The sequence below is a fragment of the Neoroseomonas lacus genome, from assembly GCF_014644535.1.
Taxonomy (GTDB): Bacteria; Pseudomonadota; Alphaproteobacteria; order Acetobacterales; family Acetobacteraceae; genus Neoroseomonas; species Neoroseomonas lacus.
This window is the reverse complement of the sequence record NZ_BMKW01000018.1, coordinates 18870-40759: the sequence shown is the minus strand read 5'-3', so window position 1 is coordinate 40759 and position 21890 is coordinate 18870. Positions and strand designations below refer to the sequence as shown.

At 69.0% G+C, this 21890-nt stretch carries 20 protein-coding genes; 4 read left to right on the top strand and 16 right to left on the bottom strand.

What is annotated here, in order from left to right:
• The first annotated feature begins 27 nt into the window (after window positions 1-27).
• From IEY36_RS26930 to IEY36_RS26920, 3 genes are all read left to right on the top strand, one after another.
• The gene (locus IEY36_RS26930) at window positions 28-444 is read left to right on the top strand and encodes a PadR family transcriptional regulator (protein WP_229681604.1); all 417 of its coding nucleotides are present in this window, start codon (window positions 28-30) and stop codon (window positions 442-444) included.
• A 65-nt stretch (window positions 445-509) separates the two neighbouring features.
• Entirely contained in the window at window positions 510-1907 is a 1398-nt protein-coding gene (locus tag IEY36_RS26925) for an NAD(P)-binding domain-containing protein (protein ID WP_229681603.1), read from the top strand.
• A 68-nt stretch (window positions 1908-1975) separates the two neighbouring features.
• Complete coding sequence (locus tag IEY36_RS26920) at window positions 1976-3124, top strand: MFS transporter (RefSeq protein ID WP_229681602.1); 1149 nt, start codon at window positions 1976-1978, stop codon at window positions 3122-3124.
• 171 nt (window positions 3125-3295) lie between these two features.
• Here IEY36_RS26920 and IEY36_RS26915 read toward each other — a convergent pair whose 3' ends face one another.
• The 10 genes from IEY36_RS26915 to IEY36_RS26870 form a co-directional block, all read right to left on the bottom strand.
• On the bottom strand, window positions 3296-4201 hold the full coding sequence (locus IEY36_RS26915; protein ID WP_188972791.1) for an EamA family transporter: 906 nt from the start codon (window positions 4199-4201) through the stop codon (window positions 3296-3298).
• Window positions 4201-5352, bottom strand: coding sequence for a mandelate racemase/muconate lactonizing enzyme family protein (locus tag IEY36_RS26910; RefSeq protein WP_188972789.1), 1152 nt, complete (start codon window positions 5350-5352; stop codon window positions 4201-4203). Before IEY36_RS26910 ends, IEY36_RS26915 begins: the two co-directional genes overlap by 1 nt.
• Window position 5353: 1 nt before the next feature.
• On the bottom strand, window positions 5354-6325 hold the full coding sequence (locus tag IEY36_RS26905; protein WP_188972787.1) for a Bug family tripartite tricarboxylate transporter substrate binding protein: 972 nt from the start codon (window positions 6323-6325) through the stop codon (window positions 5354-5356).
• A 121-nt stretch (window positions 6326-6446) separates the two neighbouring features.
• Window positions 6447-7865 carry an amidohydrolase family protein gene (locus IEY36_RS26900; protein ID WP_188972785.1) on the bottom strand — a complete coding sequence of 473 codons (1419 nt, stop codon included), beginning with the start codon at window positions 7863-7865 and terminating at the stop codon, window positions 6447-6449.
• The gene (locus IEY36_RS26895; protein ID WP_188972783.1) at window positions 7866-9437 is read right to left on the bottom strand and encodes an ABC transporter substrate-binding protein; all 1572 of its coding nucleotides are present in this window, start codon (window positions 9435-9437) and stop codon (window positions 7866-7868) included.
• A gap of 64 nt (window positions 9438-9501) precedes the next feature.
• Window positions 9502-10485 (bottom strand): Bug family tripartite tricarboxylate transporter substrate binding protein, encoded by a 984-nt coding sequence (locus IEY36_RS26890; protein ID WP_188972781.1) that lies wholly within the window; start codon window positions 10483-10485, stop codon window positions 9502-9504.
• A gap of 160 nt (window positions 10486-10645) precedes the next feature.
• On the bottom strand, window positions 10646-11626 hold the full coding sequence (locus IEY36_RS26885) for a Bug family tripartite tricarboxylate transporter substrate binding protein (protein ID WP_188972779.1): 981 nt from the start codon (window positions 11624-11626) through the stop codon (window positions 10646-10648).
• A 50-nt stretch (window positions 11627-11676) separates the two neighbouring features.
• Window positions 11677-12474, bottom strand: a complete 798-nt coding sequence (locus tag IEY36_RS26880; RefSeq protein WP_188972777.1) for a class I SAM-dependent methyltransferase — start codon at window positions 12472-12474, stop codon at window positions 11677-11679.
• A 4-nt stretch (window positions 12475-12478) separates the two neighbouring features.
• On the bottom strand, window positions 12479-12952 hold the full coding sequence (locus tag IEY36_RS26875; protein WP_188972775.1) for an L-2-amino-thiazoline-4-carboxylic acid hydrolase: 474 nt from the start codon (window positions 12950-12952) through the stop codon (window positions 12479-12481).
• Between the two features lie 326 nt (window positions 12953-13278).
• Window positions 13279-13677, bottom strand: a complete 399-nt coding sequence (locus IEY36_RS26870) for a hypothetical protein (protein WP_188972773.1) — start codon at window positions 13675-13677, stop codon at window positions 13279-13281.
• 158 nt (window positions 13678-13835) lie between these two features.
• Here IEY36_RS26870 and IEY36_RS26865 point away from each other — a divergent pair, with 158 nt between their 5' ends.
• On the top strand, window positions 13836-14609 hold the full coding sequence (locus IEY36_RS26865) for a DUF805 domain-containing protein (protein WP_188972771.1): 774 nt from the start codon (window positions 13836-13838) through the stop codon (window positions 14607-14609).
• Between the two features lie 137 nt (window positions 14610-14746).
• On the opposite strand, the gene IEY36_RS26860 is transcribed toward IEY36_RS26865, so the two are convergent.
• From IEY36_RS26860 to IEY36_RS26835, 6 genes are all read right to left on the bottom strand, one after another.
• On the bottom strand, window positions 14747-16141 hold the full coding sequence (locus IEY36_RS26860) for an amidase family protein (RefSeq protein ID WP_188972769.1): 1395 nt from the start codon (window positions 16139-16141) through the stop codon (window positions 14747-14749).
• Between the two features lie 87 nt (window positions 16142-16228).
• A complete protein-coding gene (locus tag IEY36_RS26855) occupies window positions 16229-18085 on the bottom strand; it encodes an ABC transporter ATP-binding protein (RefSeq protein WP_188972768.1) in 1857 nt (618 codons plus the stop codon).
• A 60-nt stretch (window positions 18086-18145) separates the two neighbouring features.
• On the bottom strand, window positions 18146-19315 hold the full coding sequence (locus IEY36_RS26850) for an acyl-CoA dehydrogenase family protein (protein WP_188972765.1): 1170 nt from the start codon (window positions 19313-19315) through the stop codon (window positions 18146-18148).
• Window positions 19316-19319: 4 nt separating this feature from the next.
• Window positions 19320-20087, bottom strand: a complete 768-nt coding sequence (locus IEY36_RS26845) for an enoyl-CoA hydratase/isomerase family protein (protein ID WP_188972763.1) — start codon at window positions 20085-20087, stop codon at window positions 19320-19322.
• Window positions 20084-21115, bottom strand: a complete 1032-nt coding sequence (locus tag IEY36_RS31180) for an acyl-CoA dehydrogenase family protein (protein WP_268238200.1) — start codon at window positions 21113-21115, stop codon at window positions 20084-20086. Before IEY36_RS31180 ends, IEY36_RS26845 begins: the two co-directional genes overlap by 4 nt.
• Before the next feature lie 130 nt (window positions 21116-21245).
• Entirely contained in the window at window positions 21246-21887 is a 642-nt protein-coding gene (locus IEY36_RS26835) for a 3-oxoacid CoA-transferase subunit B (protein WP_188972759.1), read from the bottom strand.
• Window positions 21888-21890: the final 3 nt, after the last annotated feature.

The following is a 21890-nucleotide window of genomic DNA, read 5'->3' as shown; positions in this document are numbered from 1 at the left end:
TCGACCATCAAGGTATATTTGGAAGGTATGAAGCCCCTCCGCTCCGTTCCCGTACCCCGTGTTGACTTCGCCTCCCGCGACTATTGGGCGGGCACGATCAAGATGGGCCTGTCGAAGTTCTTCATCCTGCGTGTCCTGCATGAGGGGCCGATGCACGGCTACGACGTGGCGCGCGCGGTCGATCGGGTAACCGGCGGCTGCTGCTCGCCCACGGAGGGCACCATCTATCCGGTGCTGCGGGAGTTCGAGGCTGGCGGATTCCTGACCGTGACCGAGGAGGTCGTTCAGGGGCGCCAACGCCGCGTCTATGAACTCACCGATGCGGGCCGCAGCGCGTTCCGCGTGGCGCTCGATGCCTGGATGGATGCGACCGCCGCCCTGCAGGACACCGGCCGCGCCTTCGCGGCGGCCGACCGCGCCGGCGCCTGCAAGACGAAGTGCTGAGGCAAGACCGGCCCATTTTTCCGCGCGCATATACATCAATCATCTATGCATCAATGAGGAAAGCGATGACCCAATCCCCTCTCCCCGTTGCGGTCATTGGTGCCGGCCCGGTCGGCCTCGCCGCCGCCGCGCAATTGCTCGCGCGCGCGGTAGAGCCGCTGGTGCTGGAGGCCGGTGCCGAGGTCGGCCACGCGGTCCGCGCCTGGCGGCATGTGCGCATGTTCTCGCCCTGGGCCTTCAACACGGATGCCGCCGCGCGCACCTTGCTCGCAGCCGAAGGCTGGGTCGCGCCCGACCCTGATGCCTATCCGACCGGCGGCGACATCCTGGATCGCTACCTTGCGCCGCTCGCCGCCACGGCCGCCCTGCGCGGGCGTATCCGCACCGGCGCGCGCGTGGTCGGCGTCGCGCGCCGTGATTTCGGCCGCCTGCACGACGGCGATGGGCGCGACGCCGCCCCGTTCGTCCTGCATGTCGAGACCTGCTGCGGCATCCAGGCGATCGAGGCGCGCGCCGTCATCGACTGTTCGGGCACTTGGCACGCACCGAACCCGGCGGGCAGCCACGGCATGCCGGCGCCAGGCGAAATCGCCCAGGCCGACCGCATCGCCTACGGCATCCCCGACGTACTCGGCGCTGATCGCAGTGCCTATGCCGGCCGCGCGACGCTCGTCGTCGGCGCCGGACATTCGGCGATGAATGCGGTGCTCGACCTCGTCGCCTTGGCAAGGAGTGCACCCGGCACGCGGATCCTGTGGGCCTTCCGCCGCCCACTCGGCGCGGTCAATTTCGGGGGCGGTGCGCGCGACGGGCTGACGCAGCGCGGCGAACTCGGCGCGCGAGCGCAGGCGCTCGTCGAGGACGGGTCGGTGACCGCGCTTGCCCCCTTCCTGATCGATCGCATTACGACGGCGGACGGCGCGCTCATCGTCGCCGGTCGGCAGGACGGTCGCGTGACGACCGCGCAGGCCGATCGCATGATCGTCGCGACAGGCTTCCGGCCGGACCTCTCCTTCCTGCGCGAAATCCGCCTTGGCCTTGACCCCGCGGTGGAGGCAACACCCGCACTGGCGCCGCTGATCGACCCCAACCTGCATTCCTGCGGGACGGTCCGGCCGCATGGCGAAGCCGAACTGCGCCACCCGGAAACGGGCTTCTATATCGCGGGCATGAAGAGCTACGGCCGCGCGCCCACCTTCCTGCTGGCGACCGGCCATGAGCAGGTCCGCTCGATCGCCGCCTTCCTGGCGGGCGATGTCGCGGCCGCCCGCCGGGTTGAACTGGTGCTGCCGGAGACCGGCGTTTGCTCGACCGACCGCTCGCCTGCCGCGGCGGCCGCCTGCTGCACGCCCGCGACACCGCAAGGCGCGTGCTGCGCGCCGAAGCCGGAACTCGCGGCCGATGCGCCGTGCTGCGGGTCCAGGGCGAACCAGGCCCGCGTCGCGGCAGAGCCCGCCGAGTGAGCCTCGCCCGCAGCCTTGGGCGAGAGTGCGCGGCCGAAGCCGCCACGCCGCGTCCGCGATGGACGGTCGTGTCGGCGATCGGCGTCGCCCAGATCCTGGCCTGGGGATCGTCCTACTACCTCCTGTCGCTCCTGGCCGGCCCGATTGCGGCCGATACCGGGTGGTCGCTCGCCTGGGTATTCGGGGCGCTGTCCGTCGGCCTGCTGGTCTCCGGTCTCGTCTCGCCCCGCATCGGCCATATTATTGAGCGTCGTGGCGGCCGGCCCGTGCTGGCCGCCAGCGCGATCCTGCTGTGCATCGGCCTGATCGGCCTTGGCTTGGCCCCTACACTGCCAGTCTTCGTCGCCTGCTGGGTCGTGATCGGTGCCGGCATGGGCGCGGGGTTGTACGACCCGGCCTTCTCGACGCTGGGGCGGCTGTATGGGGAGGAAGCCCGGCCGGCCATCACCCAGGTCACGCTGTTCGGCGGCTTCGCCAGCACCGTCTGTTGGCCGCTCACGGCCGTGCTTGCCGAGACCCTGGGCTGGCGCGGCACCTGCCTGGCCTATGCCGCGATTCATGCCGCCGTGGTGCTGCCGCTGTATCTGTTCGGCCTGCCGCGCGAGGTGCCGAGTGCACTTGTCCCGAAGACCGTGGGCGCGCCAGCCGCCGGCAGCCTGCGCGCGGATCAACGCCTGCCATTCCTGCTCCTCGCGGCGGGCTTCACCCTGGCCTATGCGACAATGACCGTCATCGCCGTGCAGTTGCCCACTCTGCTGCAGGCGCAGGGTCTGACGCTGGCCGCCGCCGTCGGCCTCGGCGCGCTGATCGGTCCCAGCCAGGTCGGCGGACGCATCCTGGAGATGGTGTTCGGCCGCCGGACGCATCCGATCTGGAGCCTGGTGGCGTCCACCGTCCTGGTGGTGGTTGGCATCCTGGTCATGGTGGGTGTCAGCGATGTCGCGGCCGCTGGCATCATCCTCTACGGCATGGGCAGCGGCATCCGCTCCATCGCGCGCGGGACCGTGCCGCTGGCGATGTTCGGGCGTGAGGGCTACGCGATCCTGATGGGTCGTCTCGCACTGCCGACGCTGCTGGCCACGGCTGTGGCGCCGCTGCTCGGGACCTGGCTGCTGTACAGGCTGGGGCCGTCCGGGACGCTGCTGGTGCTGTTCGGCGCAGCGGTGGTGAACGCCGCGCTGGTGCTGCCTCTCATCCCGATCGCCCGGCGACGCTGAACGGCGCCGCGCGCGCCCGATCGCCTTGCCTCATGCCAACGGCCGAACGCTTCGATTCACGCGGGCCGACATGTCGCGATACCTGGCAGAGCGTTGCGGCTGCCGAACGCCGCATCGATGGACGTTGCGAAGCACCGTCCATGAAGCCCCGCACGGGGCGAGAACCCCATGTCAACGCCCCAGCAGCACCAGCACCACCCCCGCCACCACCGTCAACGCGCCGATGATGTCGCTGCGCTTCATCCGCTCATGCAGGAAGAAGCGGCTGAACAGCAGGGTGAACAGGATCTCGATCTGTCCGACCGCGCGCACCAGCGCGACGGGCGCATAGGCGAAGCCGGTGAACCAACAGGCCGACCCGCAGGCCGACAGCACGCCCACCTGCGAGGACGACCGCCAGGTCCGGAACAGCGCCGGGATCGAGGAACGCTCCGTCGCCACCAGCCAGCTCCCCTGCATCAGCGTCTGCATCATGTTGATGACGACGAGCGTCTCCAGTGCGCGCAGCGTCGGGTCGGTTCCATCCAGCGACTGCGTCGCCGCGCGGATGGCGAGCGCGCAGAGCGCGAAGGCGAGGCCCGCGCCGAGCCCGAGCAAGGCAGCCGGCTGCACCGTCGCCGCCAGCACATCGCGCAGCGAGGCGACCCGCCCAGCCATGGACAGATACAGTGTCCCGCCCACCGACACCGCGATGCCGAGCCAGGCCAGCGCATGGAAGGACTCGCCCAGGAAGATCAGCGCGATGAACGCCGCCTGCACCGCCTCGGTCTTGGAATAGGCGGTGCCGACGGCGAAGCCGCGATGCCCGAAGGACATGATCAGCAGGTTGGTGCCGATGATCTGCCCGAAGCCGCCGAGCACGCAGTACAGCAGGTAGGTCCAGCTCGGCGACGACAGGCTGCCGCCGATCAGCGCCAGATACAGCGTGACGAACAGCATCCCCACCGGCACGCCGTATAGGTAGCGCACGACGGCGGCGGCATTGACGGAAAGCTGGCCGCGCAGCTTCTGCTGCAACGCTGTCCGCCAGGTCTGGAACAGACCGGCCAGGAGTGTGGCGACAACCCAGATCGGCATCAGCCCAGCCGTGGATCGAGCCAGGGTTTCGGCATCGGCTGCCACGGCGTCAGCCGCGCCCCGGCATGGTCGATCATGCTGCCGAGGCCGGACGTATCGGCCAGCGTCGCCGCACCATGCGCAAATCGCAGATCGTGGCCGCTGACGAGAGTGAAGAAGCGATCCGTCTCGCCGAACTGCACTTCGAGCGGCAGCAGGTTCGGGATGGTGGCGCACAGATGCACCGAATGCGCGTGGCAGATCGGCCCGGTCGGATTGTGCGGCGCGATCTCGACGCCGGCGGTCTGGGCGAGGGCGGCGATGCGCCGGATCTCCTCGTGCCCGCCGGCATATTTGATGTCTGGCATCAGCACGTCGTAGCAGCCCGCCTCGATCAACGCACGATAGGCGCCGAGGCCGGCCAGCGTTTCGGCACCCGCCAGTCGCATGCCGCGATCATTGGCCATGGAGCGCAGGCGGCGGATCGCCGGATGGTTAGCTTCGCTGACCGGACATTCCAACCAGAACAGGCCGAACGGCGCGACATCCTGCACCAGCCGCGCCGCGCCGCCGGGCGAGAAGCGCCAATGCGCATCGACCATGATGTCGACCTCGCGCCCGACCGCCGCGCGCACCGCGGCGATCCGTGCGAGACCCTGCTCATACGCCGCGCGCTGGGATGCATCCGCCGCGTCTTCCCACACCAGCGGCTCGAAGGGTGCGAGCTTCACGGCGCGGAAGCCCTCCGCCACCGCGCGCGTCGCGGCGGCCGCGAAACCTTCCGGCGTGCGCGGATTCGCTCCGCGATTGATGTTGGCATAGAGCGGCACGGATGCGCGCAGCGCACCGCCCAGCATGGCGTGGATCGGCTGCCCCGCCGCCTGCCCGGCGAGGTCCCACAACGCCTGCTCGAAGGCCGAGAGCACGGCATGGGCGACGAGCCCGCCCGGCGCATGCGGGATCAGCCGCGCGATGCGGTTGCGATGGGCGGCGTCCTCACCAACCACATTCGCTGCGAGCCGGGCTGCCTCCGCGGCGAGCAGCGGTTCCTGATTCGACAACGTGCATTCGCCGATGCCACTGCGTCCGTCATCGGTGCGCACCAGGAGGAAGGACCAGTTCGTCTTCGGCGTGACGTTGACGCCGAGATAGTCGAGTGCGGCGATCCTCATCCTATTGCGCCGTGATGTTGGCGGCGGCGGCGAGGCGCGTCCACTGCGCGATATCGTGCTCGATGCGCTGCTGGAAGGCCTCGGGCGTCGAGACGACGAGATCGCCGCCCAGCAGGCGGATGCGGTCGCGCAGCGTCTCATTGCCGCGCAGCTTCACCAGTTCGGCGAGCAGCCTGTCGCGGATCGGCGCTGGCGTGCCCTTTGGCGCGAGCAGCCCGTTCCACGCCACCGTCTCGAAATTCGGCAGGCCGCTTTCATGGATGGTGGGCGTGTCGGGCAGGTCGGGCAGGCGCGACATCGAGGTGATCGCCAGCAGCTTCACTTCGCCGCTGCGCACCTGCGGCATGACATTCACCAGGTTGCCGAAGGCGAGCGGCGCCTCGCCGGCGATCACCGCCTGCACCAGGGCCGGGGATCCGCGGTACGGAACGTGGACGATGTCCAGCCCCGCCTGGTTCTTGAACAGCTCCATGTTCATATGCGCCGAGGACCCGACGCCGGCCGAGGCGTAGTTCAACGCACCGGGTCGCGCACGGATCGTGGCGATCAGCTCCGCGACATTCGCCACCGGCAGCACGCGCGTGTTGACGATCAGCGCATTGGGCCCGACCACCAGCAGCGATATCGGCTCGAAGGCATTGGTCAGGTCATAGGGCAGGTCGCGATAGATCGCGGCATTGATGCCGTTCGACCCGGCATTGCCGAGCAGGAAGGAATAGCCGTCCGGCGGGGCGCGGAAGCCGGCCTCCACCCCGATGCGCCCGCCGGCGCCGCCGCGGTTCTCCACCACGAAGGGCTGGCCCAGCGCACCTTCCAGCAGCGGCGAGAACAGCCGGGCCGTGGTATCGTTGCCGCTGCCGGGCGTATCCGGCAGGATGAGGCGCACCGGCCGCGTCGGCCAGGCTGGCTGCGCGAGGGCAGGCGTCGCGACGCAGGCGGCAGCCGCCGCGATGAGATGACGTCGTTGGATCATACGCTGGGTCCTCCCAGGACCCGCGCAGCGTGGCCCGAACCGGGCCGCGCATCAACGGTGGGCATCGCGTCAGCCGCCCAACGTCGAGCGCGGCCTCAGCCGCCCGTCATCAAGCGCGACCTCACCCGCGACGCCGCGTCAGCCCCCAGCCAGGGTCTTCCACGATCATGCCGGCCATGCCGGATTGGGCGAGCATCCGCGCCGTCTCGGCATTCGCCGCCTCGGCAATCGCGGCCTCGTCCACATGTGGGGCGACGCGATCGCGCATCAGGATCTCGCCGCCCACCACCACGTCGCGCACATCGCCGCCCGAGGCGAAATACACCACGCGATGCACCGGCATGTTCGCCGGCAGCATATGTGGCGCCATCAGTTCCACGGTGATGATGTCGGCCTGCTTGCCGACCTCCAGGCTGCCGATGCGGTCCGCCATGCCGAGGCCCTTCGCGGCGTCGATGGTCACCATCTCCAGCGCCTTTCCCGGCGGCAGCAGCGCCTCGTCCCGCGCGGCGCGCTGATGGTAGCGCATCGCCTGGAACATGTGGCGGAACATGTCCGTGGACCGGTCCGGCGCGGTGCCGTCCGACCCGATCATCACCGTCACGCCGCGGTCCAGCATTTCGATCACCGGGCAGAAGCCGCGCACCGCCGCGATAGCGGAGGGGTTGTGCACCACCGACGTGCCGGTGCGCACCAGCGTGGCGATATCCGCCTCGGTCAGGTCGGTGCAATGCGACAGCCAGGCATCGGGGCCGAGCAGGCCGAACATGCGGTCGGCCATCTCGATCGACCCGCCGCGGTGGCCATCCTGGTGGAACCACGCGCCCGCCTTGCTGCCGATGTCACGGATGACGCGGCCCTGCGCCTCGATCTTGCGCACCTTCGCGGCGTCGTGCGTCTCCTCGCGATAGACCGGCATCAGCGTCGCGCAGGTGATGCGGCCCTTGTTGTGGTGACGCTCGACCAGCGTGCCGATCGTCTCGGCCTGCTGCTCGAAGGAGACATCGCGCACTGACCCATCGGCGCCGCGATAGGGTCGCGGAAACGGCGGCCGCGTCGGCCCCAGCACCATCACGCGGCGGATGCCGATGGCATTGATGCCGTCCACATGCGCGTCGCCATGCGCCGGGTCGTCGACGCGGCCGATGGAATCGCCGCCGCCGAGCAGCATCACCGAGGTGGTGACACCGAACTTGAGCAATTCGAGCCCCGCCAGCGCCGCCTCCGCGCGCCAGAAGGAGGGCGGCGAGGCCAGCGTGTAGATGACGCGGCAGGCTTCGGACCAGGCCGCGGAATCGCCGCTGCCCATCGTCTTCACCAGACCATGGCCCGCGTGCGCATGGCCGTCGATCAGCCCGGGCAGGATTGCCTTGCCGCGCGCATCGATGCGGCGGCTCGCGGCATGCGCCGCTTCCACCTCGGCACGCGGGCCGACGGCGGCGATGGTCGCGCCGGTCACCGCAACGGCGCCGTCCGGGATCACCCGGCGGCCGCCATCCATGGTGATGACGGTGCCGCCGGAGACGATGAGATCAGCCATTCAGTTCACCTGCACATAGCGAAGGCGCAGCCGGTTGTCCGGTGACTGCGCCAGGTCGATGTTCCGCCGCGACGCCCACACCACCGGCTGCTGGTGCAGCGGCACATGGGCGACCTCGCGCTTTTCGATCAGCAGCGCCTCGCGGATCAGGGCGCGGCGCTGCGTCTCGTCGCCCGTCTCGGCGATGCGGTCGACCAGCGCGTCGAATGCCGCATTCGACCAGCGCCCGACATTCAGCCCCGCCGCATTCGGCGTGCGCGTGCGCAGCACCTCCGACAGGGTGGAATACACATCGGCGAGCGGCAGCCCGGCATGGCCGACCATGAACATCGACACGTCGCTCGCATTGATCCGCCGCGACCACAGCGCCACCGTCTCGAATTGCGGAATGATGCGAATGCCCACGCGCCCCAGCATGCCTGAGATCGCGATGCACAGCCGCTCGTCATAGACGTAGCGGTCATTCGGGCAGGCGAGGCCGAGCGAGAAGCCATCCGGATACCCGGCCTCCGCCAGCAGCCGCTTCGCCGCATCGGGGTCGTAGGGGAAGGTGCGCGTGTTGATGTCGGTCGGCGCGCCGTTGAGGAAGGGGCTCGCCATGGTGCCGGCAATCCACGCATTGCCGCGCATGACCGACCGCCGCAGCGTCTCGACATCAATTGCCTGGTAGATCGCCTGACGCACGCGGACATCGCGCAGCGGGTTGCGCCCGCGCACGTCGGAATAGACCAGCTCATCGCGGAAATGGTCGAAGCCGAGATAGATGGTGCGCAGCTCCGGCCCCTGCACGACCTTGAGGTTCGCGTTCGCCTCGATGCGCGGAATGTCCTGCAGCGGCAGTTCCACCAGCGCATCCACTTGGCCGCCGAGCAGGGCCGCGGTGCGCGTCGGCGCGCTGCGGATCGGCTGGAAAGTCACTTCGGTCAGGTTGTGCTGCGGCGTGTCCCACCAGCCGGCATAGGGCGCCAGCACGGTCGGCCCGTCGATCTGCCGGCTGATGATGCGGAACGGCCCGGTGCCGTTGGCGGCGCGGGAGGCGCCGGTCTCCTCGCGCGCCTGCAAATTGGTCGCCGCCGCCGCGTTGTTCGCCGCCGCCCAGCCGGCATCCATGATGTGCATCTGGGTCAGCGCGTTGAGCAGGATCGGGAAGGGCCGCTCCGTCTCGATCTCGACCGTCAGCGGGCCGGTGGCGCGGATCTCCTTGATGATGGACAGCACGCCGCGCGCGAGCGCACCCGGCGTGTTCAGCCGCTGCCAGGAGAACACCACATCCTCGGCGCCGAAGGTCTCGCCGCCCTGGAATCGCACGCCGTCGCGCAGTTGGAAGCGCCAGACCGTCGGCGAGACCACCTCCCACCGCGTCGCCAGGGCCGGTTCCAGTTCCAGCCGCTGATTGTGGCGCACCAGCGTCTCATAGACGTTGTCGAGGAAGGCATTGGTGAAGGTGTTGTTCGATGAATGCGGATCGAGCGTCAGGATATCCGCCGAGAAGGACCAGGACAGGCTCTTCGCCCCGGCCGGCGTGGCCAGGGCAAGCAGCGCGGCGACCGCCGCGGCACGGGTCAGGTGCATGGTGTGGTCCTCCGGGGCTCAGGCGCGTGAGGCTGCGGTGCGCCGGCCCCGGCGTCAACGCCATTCAGCCGGCGTCGAGTTGCAGTCCTTCCTTGTGGATGACCTCTGCCCATTTCGTCGTCTCGCTGCGCACGAAGGCGGCGAATTGCTCCGGGGTCCCGATCATCGGCACCCCGCCAAGCTCGTGGAATCGCCGCTCCGTCTCGGGCAGTGCGAGCAACGCCATCACCTCGGCATTCAGCGTCATCACCGCCTCGGGTGGCATCGCCGCGGGGCCGAAAAGGCCGAACCAGGTATTGACGTCGTAGCTCGCCAGTTCCGGCATCGTCTCGCGCATCGCGGGCACATCGGGCAGCAGGGGATGGCGTTCGGCGCTGGTCACCGCCAGCGCCCGCACGCCGCCGGACTGGATATGGCTGATGATGCCGGTGAGGTTGTCGATCAGGAAGGTGACATTGCCCGCCAGGATCTCGACCTGCGCCGGCGCGGAGCCGCGGAACGGCACATGGATCGCCTGCGCGTTCATCAGTTGCAGCATCCACACGGGTGAGAGATGCGTCGACTGCCCCACGCCGGTCGAGGCATAGGGGATCTCGCCCGGCCGCGCCCGCAGCAGCGCCGCCAGTTCGGCGACCGAATTGGCCTGTACGGAGGGATGCACCACCAGCACATTCGGCCCGCGAATGGTCCCGGCGATCGGTGCGAGCTGGTCGGCGCGATAGGGCAGGTTGCGGAACAGCGAATAGCCGATCGCCTGCGGCCCGATATTGCCCAGCAGCAGCGTCGTGCCGTCGGGGCGCGCGCGCACCACTTCCAGCGTGCCGATCGTGCCACCGGCGCCGGCGCGGTTGTCGACCACCACTGGCGTGCCCCAGCGCGCCTGCAGGAACTGCGCGATGAGCCGCGCCATGATGTCGGTGGTGCCCCCCGCGGCGGCGGGGACGACGATGCGGGTCTGGCCTGGTGGACGCCAGGCTTGCGCGCGGGCCAGCGCCGGCAGGGCGACAAACGGCGCGGCGAGTACCGCGCGGCGATTGGTCGCGATCATCGTGTTTCCTCCCTTTTATTTGCTGGGAGGAGCATGACGCACCCAGAACAAGACGGAAAGCCCAACGCCGGATGGGCGCCGCCACCGCGCCGGAAAGCCCTGGTGACAGCCAAAAGAAGAAGGGGGTCCGGGGGAGTTCCCTCCCCCGGCCTTACTCCGATCAGGTGGCGTCCATCTGCAACCCTTCGCGCTGGATCACGCCGCGCCACTTCTCGATCTCGTTGCGCACGAAGGTCGCGAAATCCTCCGGCGTGCCGGGCGCCGGCACGCCACCCATCTGGGCGAAGCGCGCCCGCGTCTCGGGCAGGGCAAGCAGCGTCTGAATCTCACCATTCACGCTACGCACGACCTCGGCCGGCACGCCGGCCGCCATGAACAGCCCGAACCACGTGGCGACGTCATAGGGGGCGAGTTCGGGCGCCGTCTCGCGGATGGCGGGCAGATCGGGCAGTTCCGGGCTGCGCTCGGCCGTGGTGACGCCGAGCGCGCGCAGCCGGCCACCGCGGATGTGGTCCATCGAACTGGTGAGGTTGTCGAAGGCGAACTGCACATTGCCGGCGAGCAGGTCGATCAGCAGCGGCCCGGCGCCGCGGAAATGCACCGCCTCCGCCTGGGTGCCGGCGAGCTGGTTGAACCACACTCCGGACAGATGCGGCGACTGCCCCATGCCCGAGGTTCCGTAGGCGACGCGCCCGCCCTGGCTCTTCAGCCAGGCGATGAATTCCGGCACCGTGCGGGCCGGGACGGAAGGATGCAGCACCAGCACATTCGGCCCGCGGATCACGTTGGCGACGGCTGTAAGGCTATCGGGCCGGTACTGCAGGTTGCGGAACAGGGAATAGGCGATGGCCTGCGGGCCGATATTGCCCATCAACATGGTGCGGCCGTCGGCCGCGCTGCGCACCACCTCGACCGTCCCGATCGTGCCGCCGGCGCCGGAGCGATTTTCCACCACCACCGGCGTGCCCCAGCGGCCCTGCAGATACTGGCCGAGCAGGCGGGCCATGATGTCCGTGGTGCCGCCGGGTGCTGCGGGCACCACGATGCGGGATTGCTGGCCGGGCCGCCATTCCTGGGCATGGGCGACGGCAGGGATGGCCAGCGGCAGGCTCAGTGCGGCGCGGCGCGTCAGGCGGATCATGGTGCTTCCTCCAAGTTCTGGAGGCCTTATCGCCCAGACGCCACGCCCCGTCACGCCTGACGTCGGCCGGTCGCCAGCCGCGCCACCGCGACGAAGGAGCGCGGCCCATCCGCTGCGCCGGCGCAATAGGCGCGGCGGCACAGCGCCTCGATGCGTGGCAGGCGGTCCGGCGGCAGGGTGGCGACGAAGGCGCCGGCGATACCCTGCCCGCCCTGCGCCCAGGGTCCCCACCAATCGGCGAAATCCGCGAAATCCTGGCGGATGACGACGTCGCGTTCCGCCACCTCGCGCAGTCCGGCATCGCGCAACAACGCCGACAGCCGGCCCGGCGTGCCGATCGGGTCCGACCAGTATCGCGCGCGAAATGCCTCGCCCTCCGGCTCCGTGGCGGCGACGGTGTCGACGAAGGCGCGCAGGAAGGCGAAGCCGCCGGTGAAGTCCCACATCGCCGCGGCAACGAGGCCGCCGGGCTTCACCACCCGCGCGAGTTCCGCCACCGCCGCCGCACGGTCGGGCACGAATTGCAGCACCAGCAGCGACAATGCCGCATCGAAGGCGTCGTCCGGCAGGTCGAGCCGCGTGACATCCCCAACCATGAAGCGGCCAGCAGGCACCCGCGCCCGCGCCGAGGCCAGGAAGGCCTCGCTGAGATCGACGCCCGTGATGCGCGCCGCGCCATCTCGCCGACTGATGGCGGCCGAGAGCGCGCCGGTGCCGCAGCCGGCATCGAGCACCGCGGCGCCGGCCGGCAGCGCGAGAACATCGAGCATCGCCTCCGCGAGGCGCGCGCTCCATCGCCCCATGCTGCGTTCATAGGCCTCCGCGCTGGTCGCGACATAGGCCACCACGCGCCTATTCCTCCATGCGATAGCGGAAGTCGCAATGCGTCGCCCCGCCCATGATGGTCTGAGTCCGTTCGAGCTTCAGCTTCGGGTCGTAGCCCTCGCAGAAGGCGCCGTCGCGATTGCACGACAGCACGGCGCCGAGTTCGGCGATGCCCATCTCGCGGTACATCTCGGCGTAGCGGCAGCGCACGACGTTGAAGTCGTAATGCCTTGAGTCCTGGCGCAGGGTTTCGATCTTCAGCGCATCACCCTTCGTCCAGAGCGGTTGCAGCGCGATGAAATGGTCGAGCGAGGGCGCCCCACCGGGGCCTTCCTTCGCCATCTCGGCCGCGGTGGACTTCGTCAGCTTGACCACGGCGTTGGTGAGGATCGCCTTGGCCCGCGCCTCGCCCAGCTCGGCCTTCATCTCGTCATAGATGCCGCGGGCGAAGGCGGCCTCAATGCGGCGCTGCTCCAGGATGCCCAGTCGTTCCTCGGCCATGCGAAAACTCCCCGATGTCGATGACGACGGGGAGGCTAGAGCAGATCCCGATCAGGTGAAATCACCTGATCGGGTGAAGATGCTCGCAAAAACAGTCGGGTAGAGCGGGTTTCGCGTGCCGGAGCGAACGGAAGCCGGTCAAGTGTCCCGAATCTGAAGCTCGCCGCTGCGTGGCGAGTTCCATCGTCGCGCCACTAGCCCTTGCTTTCAGTGGCCTGCTGATCCCCCTCATTCGCAGCACAGCGCTGCGAACGAGGGGGGCAGAACACTGACGCGACGGCATGGCGGAGGGAAATGCGCCCCGCGGCGCTTCCCCGGCCGGCCATTCAGCGGGCGATGAGCCCCCGGTTCGTCACGATGATCTGGCTGGCCAGACAGATGTTGACCTGGCGCAGTTCGGCGGCCCCGCCACCGGCCCAGGTGATGCGGAAGTCATAGTTGCCGGCGTTGGACGCGCGGGCATTCCACACGCGCCCCGGCGGCAGCACGTTCTGGCCAAGCTGGTCCACGCCCCAATTCGCCAGGCTGGAATGGCTGTATTGCAGCGTCAGCACCGTGCGGGAGGATTGGTTGACCACCTGGAAGCGGCTGTCACAGGCTTGGCCGATCGGCGGCGGCGCGACGGCAACGGGTTGCGGCACATAGACGGTCTGAGGTGCGCAGGCCGAAACGATGGCAGCACCGATCAGGGCGACGACGGCAGGCAGCAGGCGGCGAAGCATCACGGAACAATCCCCGGTTCGTGGGACGCGCCGACGGGCCCGCCCGATCATCAATTCCGTGACCGTATGCAACGAAAGTTACGCGGGCAAGATGGCTCGGGCTTGCGCCGTGGTGTACCGGCATGGTGCTGTGAAGGGCTTCGCCGGGAAGGGTCGCGGACATGACAATCGGACAGTGGTTCAGCTTCCGGGGACGGATCGGACGGAAGGTCTTCTGGCTCGGCTACATCGTGCCGCTGCTCATCGCGAGCATCGTCGCGGGGGTGCTCGATGCCGCGCTCGGGCTGGCCGCGTATCGGGGCGAGGACGTGACGCCCGGAGATGCCGCGCAATTCTCGCCGATCAGTTCGCTGGTCTCGCTGCTCTCGATCTGGCCCTCGCTCGCCGGCACGATCAAGCGGCTGCATGACCGCGACCGGTCCGGCTGGTGGATCGGCGGCTTCTACCTGTTGTCGGCGATCTTCGGCGCGGTCGCCGTGATGATGGCGCTGACGAACCCCAGCAGTGCCGCCGCCATCGGCATGCCGATCATGGTCGGCGGCATCGTCATGCTGGCCTATGGCATCTGGCTGCTGGTGGAAACAGGCTTCCTGCGCGGCACCGTGGGACCGAACCGCTTCGGGCCGGACCCGCTAGGCGGGATGGGCCAACAGCAATGGCAGCAACCCGGGCAGTGGCAGCAACAGGGACCACCGCAGCAATGGCAGCAGCCCGGCCAATGGCAGCAGCCGCAGCAGCCGCAATGGCAGCCGCCGCCGCAGCCGGGCTGGCAGGGCGGGCCGCCGCAAGGCTATCCGCCGCCGCAGAATCCGGGTGCGCCACCGCCGGGCTATGGGCAGCCGCCGCCTGGCTATGGCCAGCCGCCGCCGCAGCCCGGGCAGTGGGGCGGGCCGGGACCGGGCGGCGGCAGCGTGCCGCCGGTACGGCGCGACTGACAGCCGCCTCCCGCGCGCCGGGGCGGGGCGAAGACCATTGTCGAATGGTTCAGCGTTCATGGCGGCTGCGTGCCGACCGCCGCCGCGCCCCTCGCCCCGGCAGCCGGCCCGACCCGGCACGATGGCGCGGCTGACCGCTAAGCCGGATCGACCGGCGATGCCGGCACGCCGCCCGCCTCGATGACCGCGCCCGCCCGCAACAGCACGTCCTCCCGATACCGCCCGGCGAGCAGTTGCACGCCGACCGGCACGGTGCCGACCAGCCCGGTCGTGACCACCAGCCCGGGCAGTCCCATCAGTGGCAGCCCGACCTGGGTCAGCTGGGCTTCCATGATGCGGCGGAAGGCTTCGGGACTTTCGACATCCTCCTGATCGCGGAAGGGAAGTTCGCCCGAGACCGGCGTGATGGCGACGGGGAAGCGCTCGAAGAATTCCATCCACTGCCGCACGAAGAACGAACGCTTCTGCAAGGCGTCCATGAAGCCGTTGAGGTCTGGCTGCGGGCACAGCGCCTCCATCTGCGCGAAGACGAAGCTCGCATCCGGGTCGGCTTCACGATGCAGCGCGGTGTTCAGGCCCCGACGCGATTCCGCGAGCCACAGCATCGCCTGCAAGGCGGCGGGTTCGCGCAGCGGCGGCGTATCGGTCTCCTCGATGGTCCAGCCGGCGGCTTCGAGGCGGCTCGCCGCGTCGCGCAGCGCCGCCGTCACCGCCGGCTGCACCGCCATACCTTCCGGGTTCAGGCAGAGCGCGGCGCGCTTGGGTACCGGCGGCGCCTCCAGCGGTGCGCCGACCCACCAGGGGTCACGGATGTCGCGCGCGGCCATGGCGGCGAAGGCAACGCGCAGATCGGCGATGGTCCGCGCGATGGGGCCTGACACGGCCATCAGCTGCCCGCCGATATGCCGCTCGGCGCCGGTCGGGTTCCAGGCCGGGATTCGCCCCAGCGTCGGGCGCAGCCCATGCACGCCGCAGGCATAGGCCGGGTAGCGGATCGACCCGCCGATATCCGTGCCATGGCCGATCGCGCCGATCCCCGCCGCGACCGCCGCCGCCGCGCCACCCGAGGAACCGCCCGGCGTGATCGACGCATCGCGCGGGTTCTTCGTATGCCCGTGCAGCGAATTGCGCGTGAACCAACGCAGCGAGAAGGCCGGCGTATTGGTGCGCCCGAGCAGCACCGCGCCCGCGCGGCGCAGATTGGCAACGACGGGGTTGTCCGCCTTGGCCAGCAGATCCTTCTGCAAGCGCAGCCCATTGGTGGTGGCATAGCCCGCCTGGTCGGCATTCACCTTGATGGTGGTGGGCACGCCGGCGAGCGGGCCGGGGTCCTCGCCGCGCCCGATGGTCGCGTCGATCGCCGCGGCCTGGGCCAGCACATCCTCCGGCCGGTGCTCGATCACCGCGTTGATCGCCGGATTCACCGCGTCGAGCCGGGCCAGCGCGTCGCGCGCGACCTCGGTGGCGGAGACCCGCCGGCTGCGAACGCGATGGGCAAGGTCGGTGGCCGGAAGACGCCAGAGATCGGTCATGAATGATGTCCGCTGCAAGGATGGCCGATGGTTTCCCGCCTTGCCCGCGCGGTCAACGTCGCGCTGGTGCGCGCGGGCCATGCCGCGTCAGAGGAAGCCGCCCGATTGCCGCTTCCACAGCGCCGCATAGGTGCCGCCGCGGTCGAGGAGCTGGGCATGGCTGCCCTGTTCCACCACGCGCCCATGTTCCAGCACCACCAGACGGTCCATGCTGGCAAGCGTTGAGAGGCGATGCGCGATGGCGATCACCGTCTTGCCCTCCATCAGCCCGACCAGCTGTTCCTGGATGACGGCTTCCACCTCGGAATCCAGCGCGGAAGTCGCTTCGTCCAGCACCAGGATCGGCGCGTCCTTCAGCAGCACGCGGGCAATGGCGATGCGTTGGCGCTGCCCACCCGACAGCTTCACGCCGCGTTCGCCGACATGCGCCTCATACCCGGTGCGGCCGCGCCAATCGGCGAGTTGCTCGATGAACCCGTCCGCGGCGGATCGGCGCGCGGCGGCGATGATCTCCGCCTGCGTCGCCGAAGGCCTGCCATAGCGGATATTGTCGCGGATCGAGCGATGCAGCAGCGCGGTGTCCTGCGTGACGACACCCACCGCGCCACGCAGCGATTCCTGCGTCACCGTCTCGATATCCTGCCCGTCGATCAGGATGCGTCCGGCCTCGGGCGTGAAGAAGCGCAGCAGCAGGTTCATCGCCGTCGTCTTGCCCGCGCCGGAATGGCCGACCAGGCCGACGCGTTCGCCCGGCGCGATCGTCAGGTCGAAGCCGTTCAGCACGCCGCGTTCCTGCCCGTAGCCGAAATGCACATCCTCGAAGCGGATCGCGCCGCGCGTGACGACCAGCGGCGTCGCCCCCACCGGGTCGGGTGCAGTGGGTGGCACGGCGATGCTGCCGGTGGCTTCCTGCACCACGCCGACATTCTCGAAAATGCCGGTGACGTTGAAGGCGACCCAGCCGGAGATGTTCGCGATCTGCCAGCCCATCGGCAGCGTGGCGGCGACGGTGCCGACGCCAATCTCGCCCGCCTGCCATAGCCAGATGGACATGGCGCCGAGCGAGGTCAGCAGGAGCGCATTAAGGCTCGACAGCAACAGCCCATTCAGCGTGATCAGCCGCATCTGCCGCCGGAACGCCTCGGTCAGTCGGGTGATGCCGTCGCGGATGAAGCTGTCCTCCTCCTCCGCCCGTGCAAACAGCTTCACCGTCAGAATGTTGGTGTAGCTGTCGACGATCCGCCCGGTCAGCAGCGAGCGTTCCGCCGAAGCCGCCTTCGACCTGTCCCGCAGCCGTGGCACCAGGAAGCGCAGCAGGGCGATGTAGACGATGAACCAGACCAGCACCGGCAGGGCCAGCCGCACATCCGCCTGGGTCAACCAGATCAGCGCCGTGCTGCCATAGACAATGATGTACCAGACCGCGTTCACGCCCTGCACGACGCTTTCGCGCAAGGCCGGTGCGGCCTGCATCACGCGGTTCGCGATGCGGCCGGCGAAATCCTCCTGGAAGAAGGCCCAGCCCTGGCGGACCACATGGAAATGCCCCTGCCAGCGGATCATCGACGTGAAGTTCGCGCTGATGCCCTGCTGCGCGATCAGGTTCTGCGTGGTGATGGCGAGTGGCCGGCCCACCACCAGCACCGCCGCCATGCCGAGCAGTTGCGGCCAAGCCTCGGCGAACAGCCGCTCCGGCCCATGCGCCGTCATCAGGCTGATGACGGTGCCGATGAAGATCGGGATCAGCGCATCGAGGATCGCGACCAGCATGCCGAACAGGAACAGCAGCGCGAACAGCGCCTTCGCCTGCCGGATGAAGTACCAGTAGAAGGCAAGTAGGCCCGAGGGCGGCGGGCCTTCCGGCACCTCGGTGCCGAGCAGGCGGCTGGCGCGCGTGCCGGGGGCCGCGACCGGGTCGATGATGGTCTCGAACGGGAGGCGCATGCCCCCAACCCACGCCCGCCGGCCGGCGCTGTCAATCGCCGGCCGGTGACGTCTGCGTGGTCAGCCGGGCAGGCCGAGCACGTTCTTCGAGAGGATGTTGCGTTGGATCTCGTTCGACCCGCCATAGATGGTGGCCGGCCGCGCCTGGATGTACAGCCCCGTCGGGTTGAGATTGCGGTTGCCTTCCATCGGCTCCAGCAGCCCGGCATTCTCCCCGGCGATCTCCAGCATCGTATCCGTCACGCGCTGGAACAGCTCGGTCTGGAACACCTTCAGCATCGACACATCGGCGCCGAGCGTCTCGCCGCGCCGTAGCTTGTCGACGAAGGTGCCATACAGCGACTTCAGATCCTCAAGATCCAGCCGCAGCCGACCATAGGTGTCCTGGAACGCCGCGTCCTCCCACACCCCCATGCGCTCGGCGAGCTGCCGCAGCCGCGTGAAGGCGTAGGCCGACAGGCGCGGCGAGCCGAGATAGATGCGCTCGAAGGACAGCAGCGCCTTCGCCATGTCCCAGCCGCGGTTCGGCGTTCCCACCAGGTTCTTCGCCGGCACGCGGACATTGTCGAAGAACACCTCGCAGAATTCGTCATGGTATTCGAGGTTGATGATCGGCTTCACCGTGATCCCCGGCGTCGCCATGTCCACCAGCAGGAACGAGATGCCCTCCTGCTTCTTCGCGTTCTTGTCCGTGCGCACCAGCAGGAAGCACCAGTTGGCGTCCGACGCCAGCGTGGTCCAGATCTTCTGCCCGTTGACGACATACTCGTCGCCATCGAGCACCGCTTCCGTGCGCAGCGCGGCGAGGTCCGACCCGGCATTCGGTTCCGAATACCCCTGGCACCACACATGCTCGCCATTGAGGATCTTCGGCAGGAATTCCAGCTGTTGTTCCGGCGTGCCGTGGTTGATCAGCAGCGGGCCGACCATGACGATGCCGTGGTCATTGGTGCGCGCGCAGCCGAAGCGCTCCACCTCCTCGGTGAAGATGATCTGCTTGGCCGGCGCCAGGCCCAGCCCGCCGAACTGGCGCGGCCAGCCCGGGCACAGCCAGCCCTTCTCGGCCAGCTTGAAGTACCAGGGCTTGTTCTCTTCCCAATGCAGGCGCTTGGGCGGGTTGCGCAACTCGGCGGGACAATTGGCCTCGATCCAGGACCGGACATGGGCGCGGAACGCCTCGTCCTCCATCTGGTTGAGGTCCTGGGTTTCCTTGGGCGCGATGGTGACCATCGTCTCAGCCTCCAAACTTCGGGCGGCGCTTCTCGAGGAACGCCGCGCGGCCTTCCTGGAAGTCGGATGTGGTGAACAGCAGACCCTGGAAGGTCTGCTCATCGGCCAGCGCCTCGTCGAGGCCCTCGGCCAGGATCTTCTTCGTCAGCTCGATCGGCCCGGCGGCCTCGGCGGCGAGGGCATGCGCCTTTTCCAGCGCCACCTCCAGCGCCTTGCCCGGCTGGGCGAGGAAATCCACCAGCCCGATGCGCTCGCCTTCGATCGCCCCCGTCACCTCATGGTAGAACAGGATGCGCCGCGCCCGCCCGACGCTGACGCGCCGTGGCAGGAAATACGGCAGCCCCATATCGGCCATCAGCCCGATCTTGCCGAAGCCGGCGACGAAGCGCGCATCTTCCGCGGCGACGATGGTGTCGCAGGCGCACGCAACGGCCATGCCCGCCCCCGCCGCCCAGCCTTCGACGGCGGCGACCAGCGGCTTCGCCCCCTTGGCCATCAGCCGCACGAGCCGATGCGTCCGCCGCATGCGGTCCCGCCCCGCCAGCGCATCGCCGACATCCATGCTGGAGATGTCGCCACCCGCGCAGAAAGTGCCGCCCGCGCCGGTGATGACGATGGCGCGCACCGCCTTGTCCAGATGCGCGCGCTCGATCGCATGCTCCAGCGCGGCCCGCACGGCTGGCGCGATCGCGTTCTTGCGCTGCGGATAATTGATGGTGAGGACCAGGACGTTGCCGTCCATCGCCTCATCGACGCGGGCGGCCTCGCTCATTCCACATCCTCCGGCGCCAGCGCCATGAAGCGCCGCCGATGCAGCGTCGCCGAGCCATACTGGTTCGCGATCACCATCCCGCGCCGCAGATACAGCCCGACATCGTATTCGTCGGTGTAGCCGATGCCGCCATGCAGCTGGATGCATTGGCGCAGCACCAACAACCCGCTTTCCGCCGCGCGTGCCTTGGCCTTGGACACCGCCGCCTGCCGCACTGCCCCGCTCGCGCCGGAATCGAGCACCGCCGCCGCGCTCTCCACCGCCGCCCGCGTCAGCGCGATATGGATCTTCAGATCTGCCGCGCGATGCTGCAGCGCCTGGAAGGTCCCGATGATCCGCCCGAATTGCTGGCGCGTCTTGAGGTAACTCAGCGTCAGCTCGAACGCCTTCTCCATCAACCCCAGCATGTGGCCCGCGGTCGCCAGCGCGGCCTCGTCGATCGCCTGCTCCAGCACCGCACCGATGTCATCGGCAACGCGCGAAGCGCGCGCGAGGTCGGCCCGCAGCGTGCCGACGCTGCCGCCATCCATCGTCTTCTCCAGCACGACATCCGCACCCGCCGCCGGCAAGGACACCAGCGCGATGCGATTGCCCTCCCGCACCGGCAGCACGAACGCATCCGCCCCCGCCGCCATCGGGATGAACACCCGCGGCGCATCCCCCGTGCCCGGCACCGCGATGCTGTCCGCCTTCTCCTGCCACGCCGTCAGCACGACCTGCGCGCCTTCCAGCAGCGGCGCGAGCAGCGCCTTGTCATCCGCCGCCGCCAGCAGGCGCGCCGAGAGCATCGCCGGGATCAACGGCTCAGGCGCGAGGCCGGCCCCCATCTCCTCGGTCAGCGCCACGGCCTCGGACAGGCCAAGCCCCGCCCCACCTGCGTCTTCCGCCACCGCCAGGCCAATCCAGCCGAGCGCGCCCATCTCGGCGAAGACATCGCGCGAGAAACCCGGCGCCACGAAGCGCAGCGCACGCACGCGCTTGGTTTCACCGCCAGGCGGGGCCACCGCACCCGCGCTGTCGCGGATCATGCGAATGGATTCGGATCGGTCGTCCAATGCTTGGCTCATCGTTCCCTCAAGATAAGGTCGGGGGAGCGAACTCCCCCGATCCCCCTCCTTCTTCTGTCTGGGCGCCTCGCCGATGGCGAGGCGCGGCACATCACTGCGTATGCAAGACGGCGCCGGAAGCGGCCTGGGCCTGCTCCAGCGTCACGCCGGGGGCCAGGTCCACGACGACGAAGCCCTTGTCAGGCACGATCTCGAACACACCGAGATTGGTGTAGACGCGCTTCACCGCACCCGGCGTCGTCAGCGGGTAACCACACGTCTCCACCAGCTTCGGACGTCCATCCTTCGTGGTGTGCTCCATGATCACCCACAGGCGCTTCGCCCCGGCACCAAGATCCATCGCACCACCTACGGCCGGCGCGGTGTCGTTCTCGCTGGTCGCCCAATTCGCGATGTCGCCATTCTGCGCCACCTCGAACGCACCAAGCACGCACAAGTCGAGATGCCCGCCACGGATCATCGCGAAACTGTCGGCGTGATGGCAGTACGACCCACCCGGGCGCAGCGTCACCGCCTGCTTGCCGGCATTCACCAACCACGGATCGATCTTGTCCTTCGCCGGCGCCGGGCCCATGCCGAGAATCCCATTCTCGGAATGCAGGATCACCTCGCGATCCAGCGGCACGAAATCACCGACCATGGTCGGGATGCCGATGCCGAGATTGACGTACCAGCCCTCCGGAATGTCCTGCGCCAGACGCGCAGCCATGCCCTTGCGATCGAAACCTGACATGTC

Excerpts from the sequence above, each read along its gene's own strand:
- IEY36_RS26915 (WP_188972791.1), bottom strand. The coding sequence starts at position 4,201 with ATGCCGATCTGGGTTGTCGCCACACTCCTGGCCGGTCTGTTCCAGACC.
- IEY36_RS26890 (WP_188972781.1), bottom strand. The coding sequence starts at position 10,485 with ATGATCGCGACCAATCGCCGCGCGGTACTCGCCGCGCCGTTTGTCGCC.
- IEY36_RS31180 (WP_268238200.1), bottom strand. The coding sequence starts at position 21,115 with ATGATCCGCGACAGCGCGGGTGCGGTGGCCCCGCCTGGCGGTGAAACC.
- IEY36_RS26865 (WP_188972771.1), top strand. The coding sequence starts at position 13,836 with ATGACAATCGGACAGTGGTTCAGCTTCCGGGGACGGATCGGACGGAAG.
- IEY36_RS26925 (WP_229681603.1), top strand. The coding sequence starts at position 510 with ATGACCCAATCCCCTCTCCCCGTTGCGGTCATTGGTGCCGGCCCGGTC.
- IEY36_RS26930 (WP_229681604.1), top strand. The coding sequence starts at position 28 with ATGAAGCCCCTCCGCTCCGTTCCCGTACCCCGTGTTGACTTCGCCTCC.
- IEY36_RS26895 (WP_188972783.1), bottom strand. The coding sequence starts at position 9,437 with ATGCACCTGACCCGTGCCGCGGCGGTCGCCGCGCTGCTTGCCCTGGCC.
- IEY36_RS26835 (WP_188972759.1), bottom strand. The coding sequence starts at position 21,887 with ATGTCAGGTTTCGATCGCAAGGGCATGGCTGCGCGTCTGGCGCAGGAC.
- IEY36_RS26905 (WP_188972787.1), bottom strand. The coding sequence starts at position 6,325 with ATGATCCAACGACGTCATCTCATCGCGGCGGCTGCCGCCTGCGTCGCG.
- IEY36_RS26900 (WP_188972785.1), bottom strand. The coding sequence starts at position 7,865 with ATGGCTGATCTCATCGTCTCCGGCGGCACCGTCATCACCATGGATGGC.
- IEY36_RS26860 (WP_188972769.1), bottom strand. The coding sequence starts at position 16,141 with ATGACCGATCTCTGGCGTCTTCCGGCCACCGACCTTGCCCATCGCGTT.
- IEY36_RS26850 (WP_188972765.1), bottom strand. The coding sequence starts at position 19,315 with ATGGTCACCATCGCGCCCAAGGAAACCCAGGACCTCAACCAGATGGAG.
- IEY36_RS26885 (WP_188972779.1), bottom strand. The coding sequence starts at position 11,626 with ATGATCCGCCTGACGCGCCGCGCCGCACTGAGCCTGCCGCTGGCCATC.
- IEY36_RS26845 (WP_188972763.1), bottom strand. The coding sequence starts at position 20,087 with ATGAGCGAGGCCGCCCGCGTCGATGAGGCGATGGACGGCAACGTCCTG.
- IEY36_RS26875 (WP_188972775.1), bottom strand. The coding sequence starts at position 12,952 with ATGGCCGAGGAACGACTGGGCATCCTGGAGCAGCGCCGCATTGAGGCC.
- IEY36_RS26855 (WP_188972768.1), bottom strand. The coding sequence starts at position 18,085 with ATGCGCCTCCCGTTCGAGACCATCATCGACCCGGTCGCGGCCCCCGGC.
- IEY36_RS26910 (WP_188972789.1), bottom strand. The coding sequence starts at position 5,352 with ATGAGGATCGCCGCACTCGACTATCTCGGCGTCAACGTCACGCCGAAG.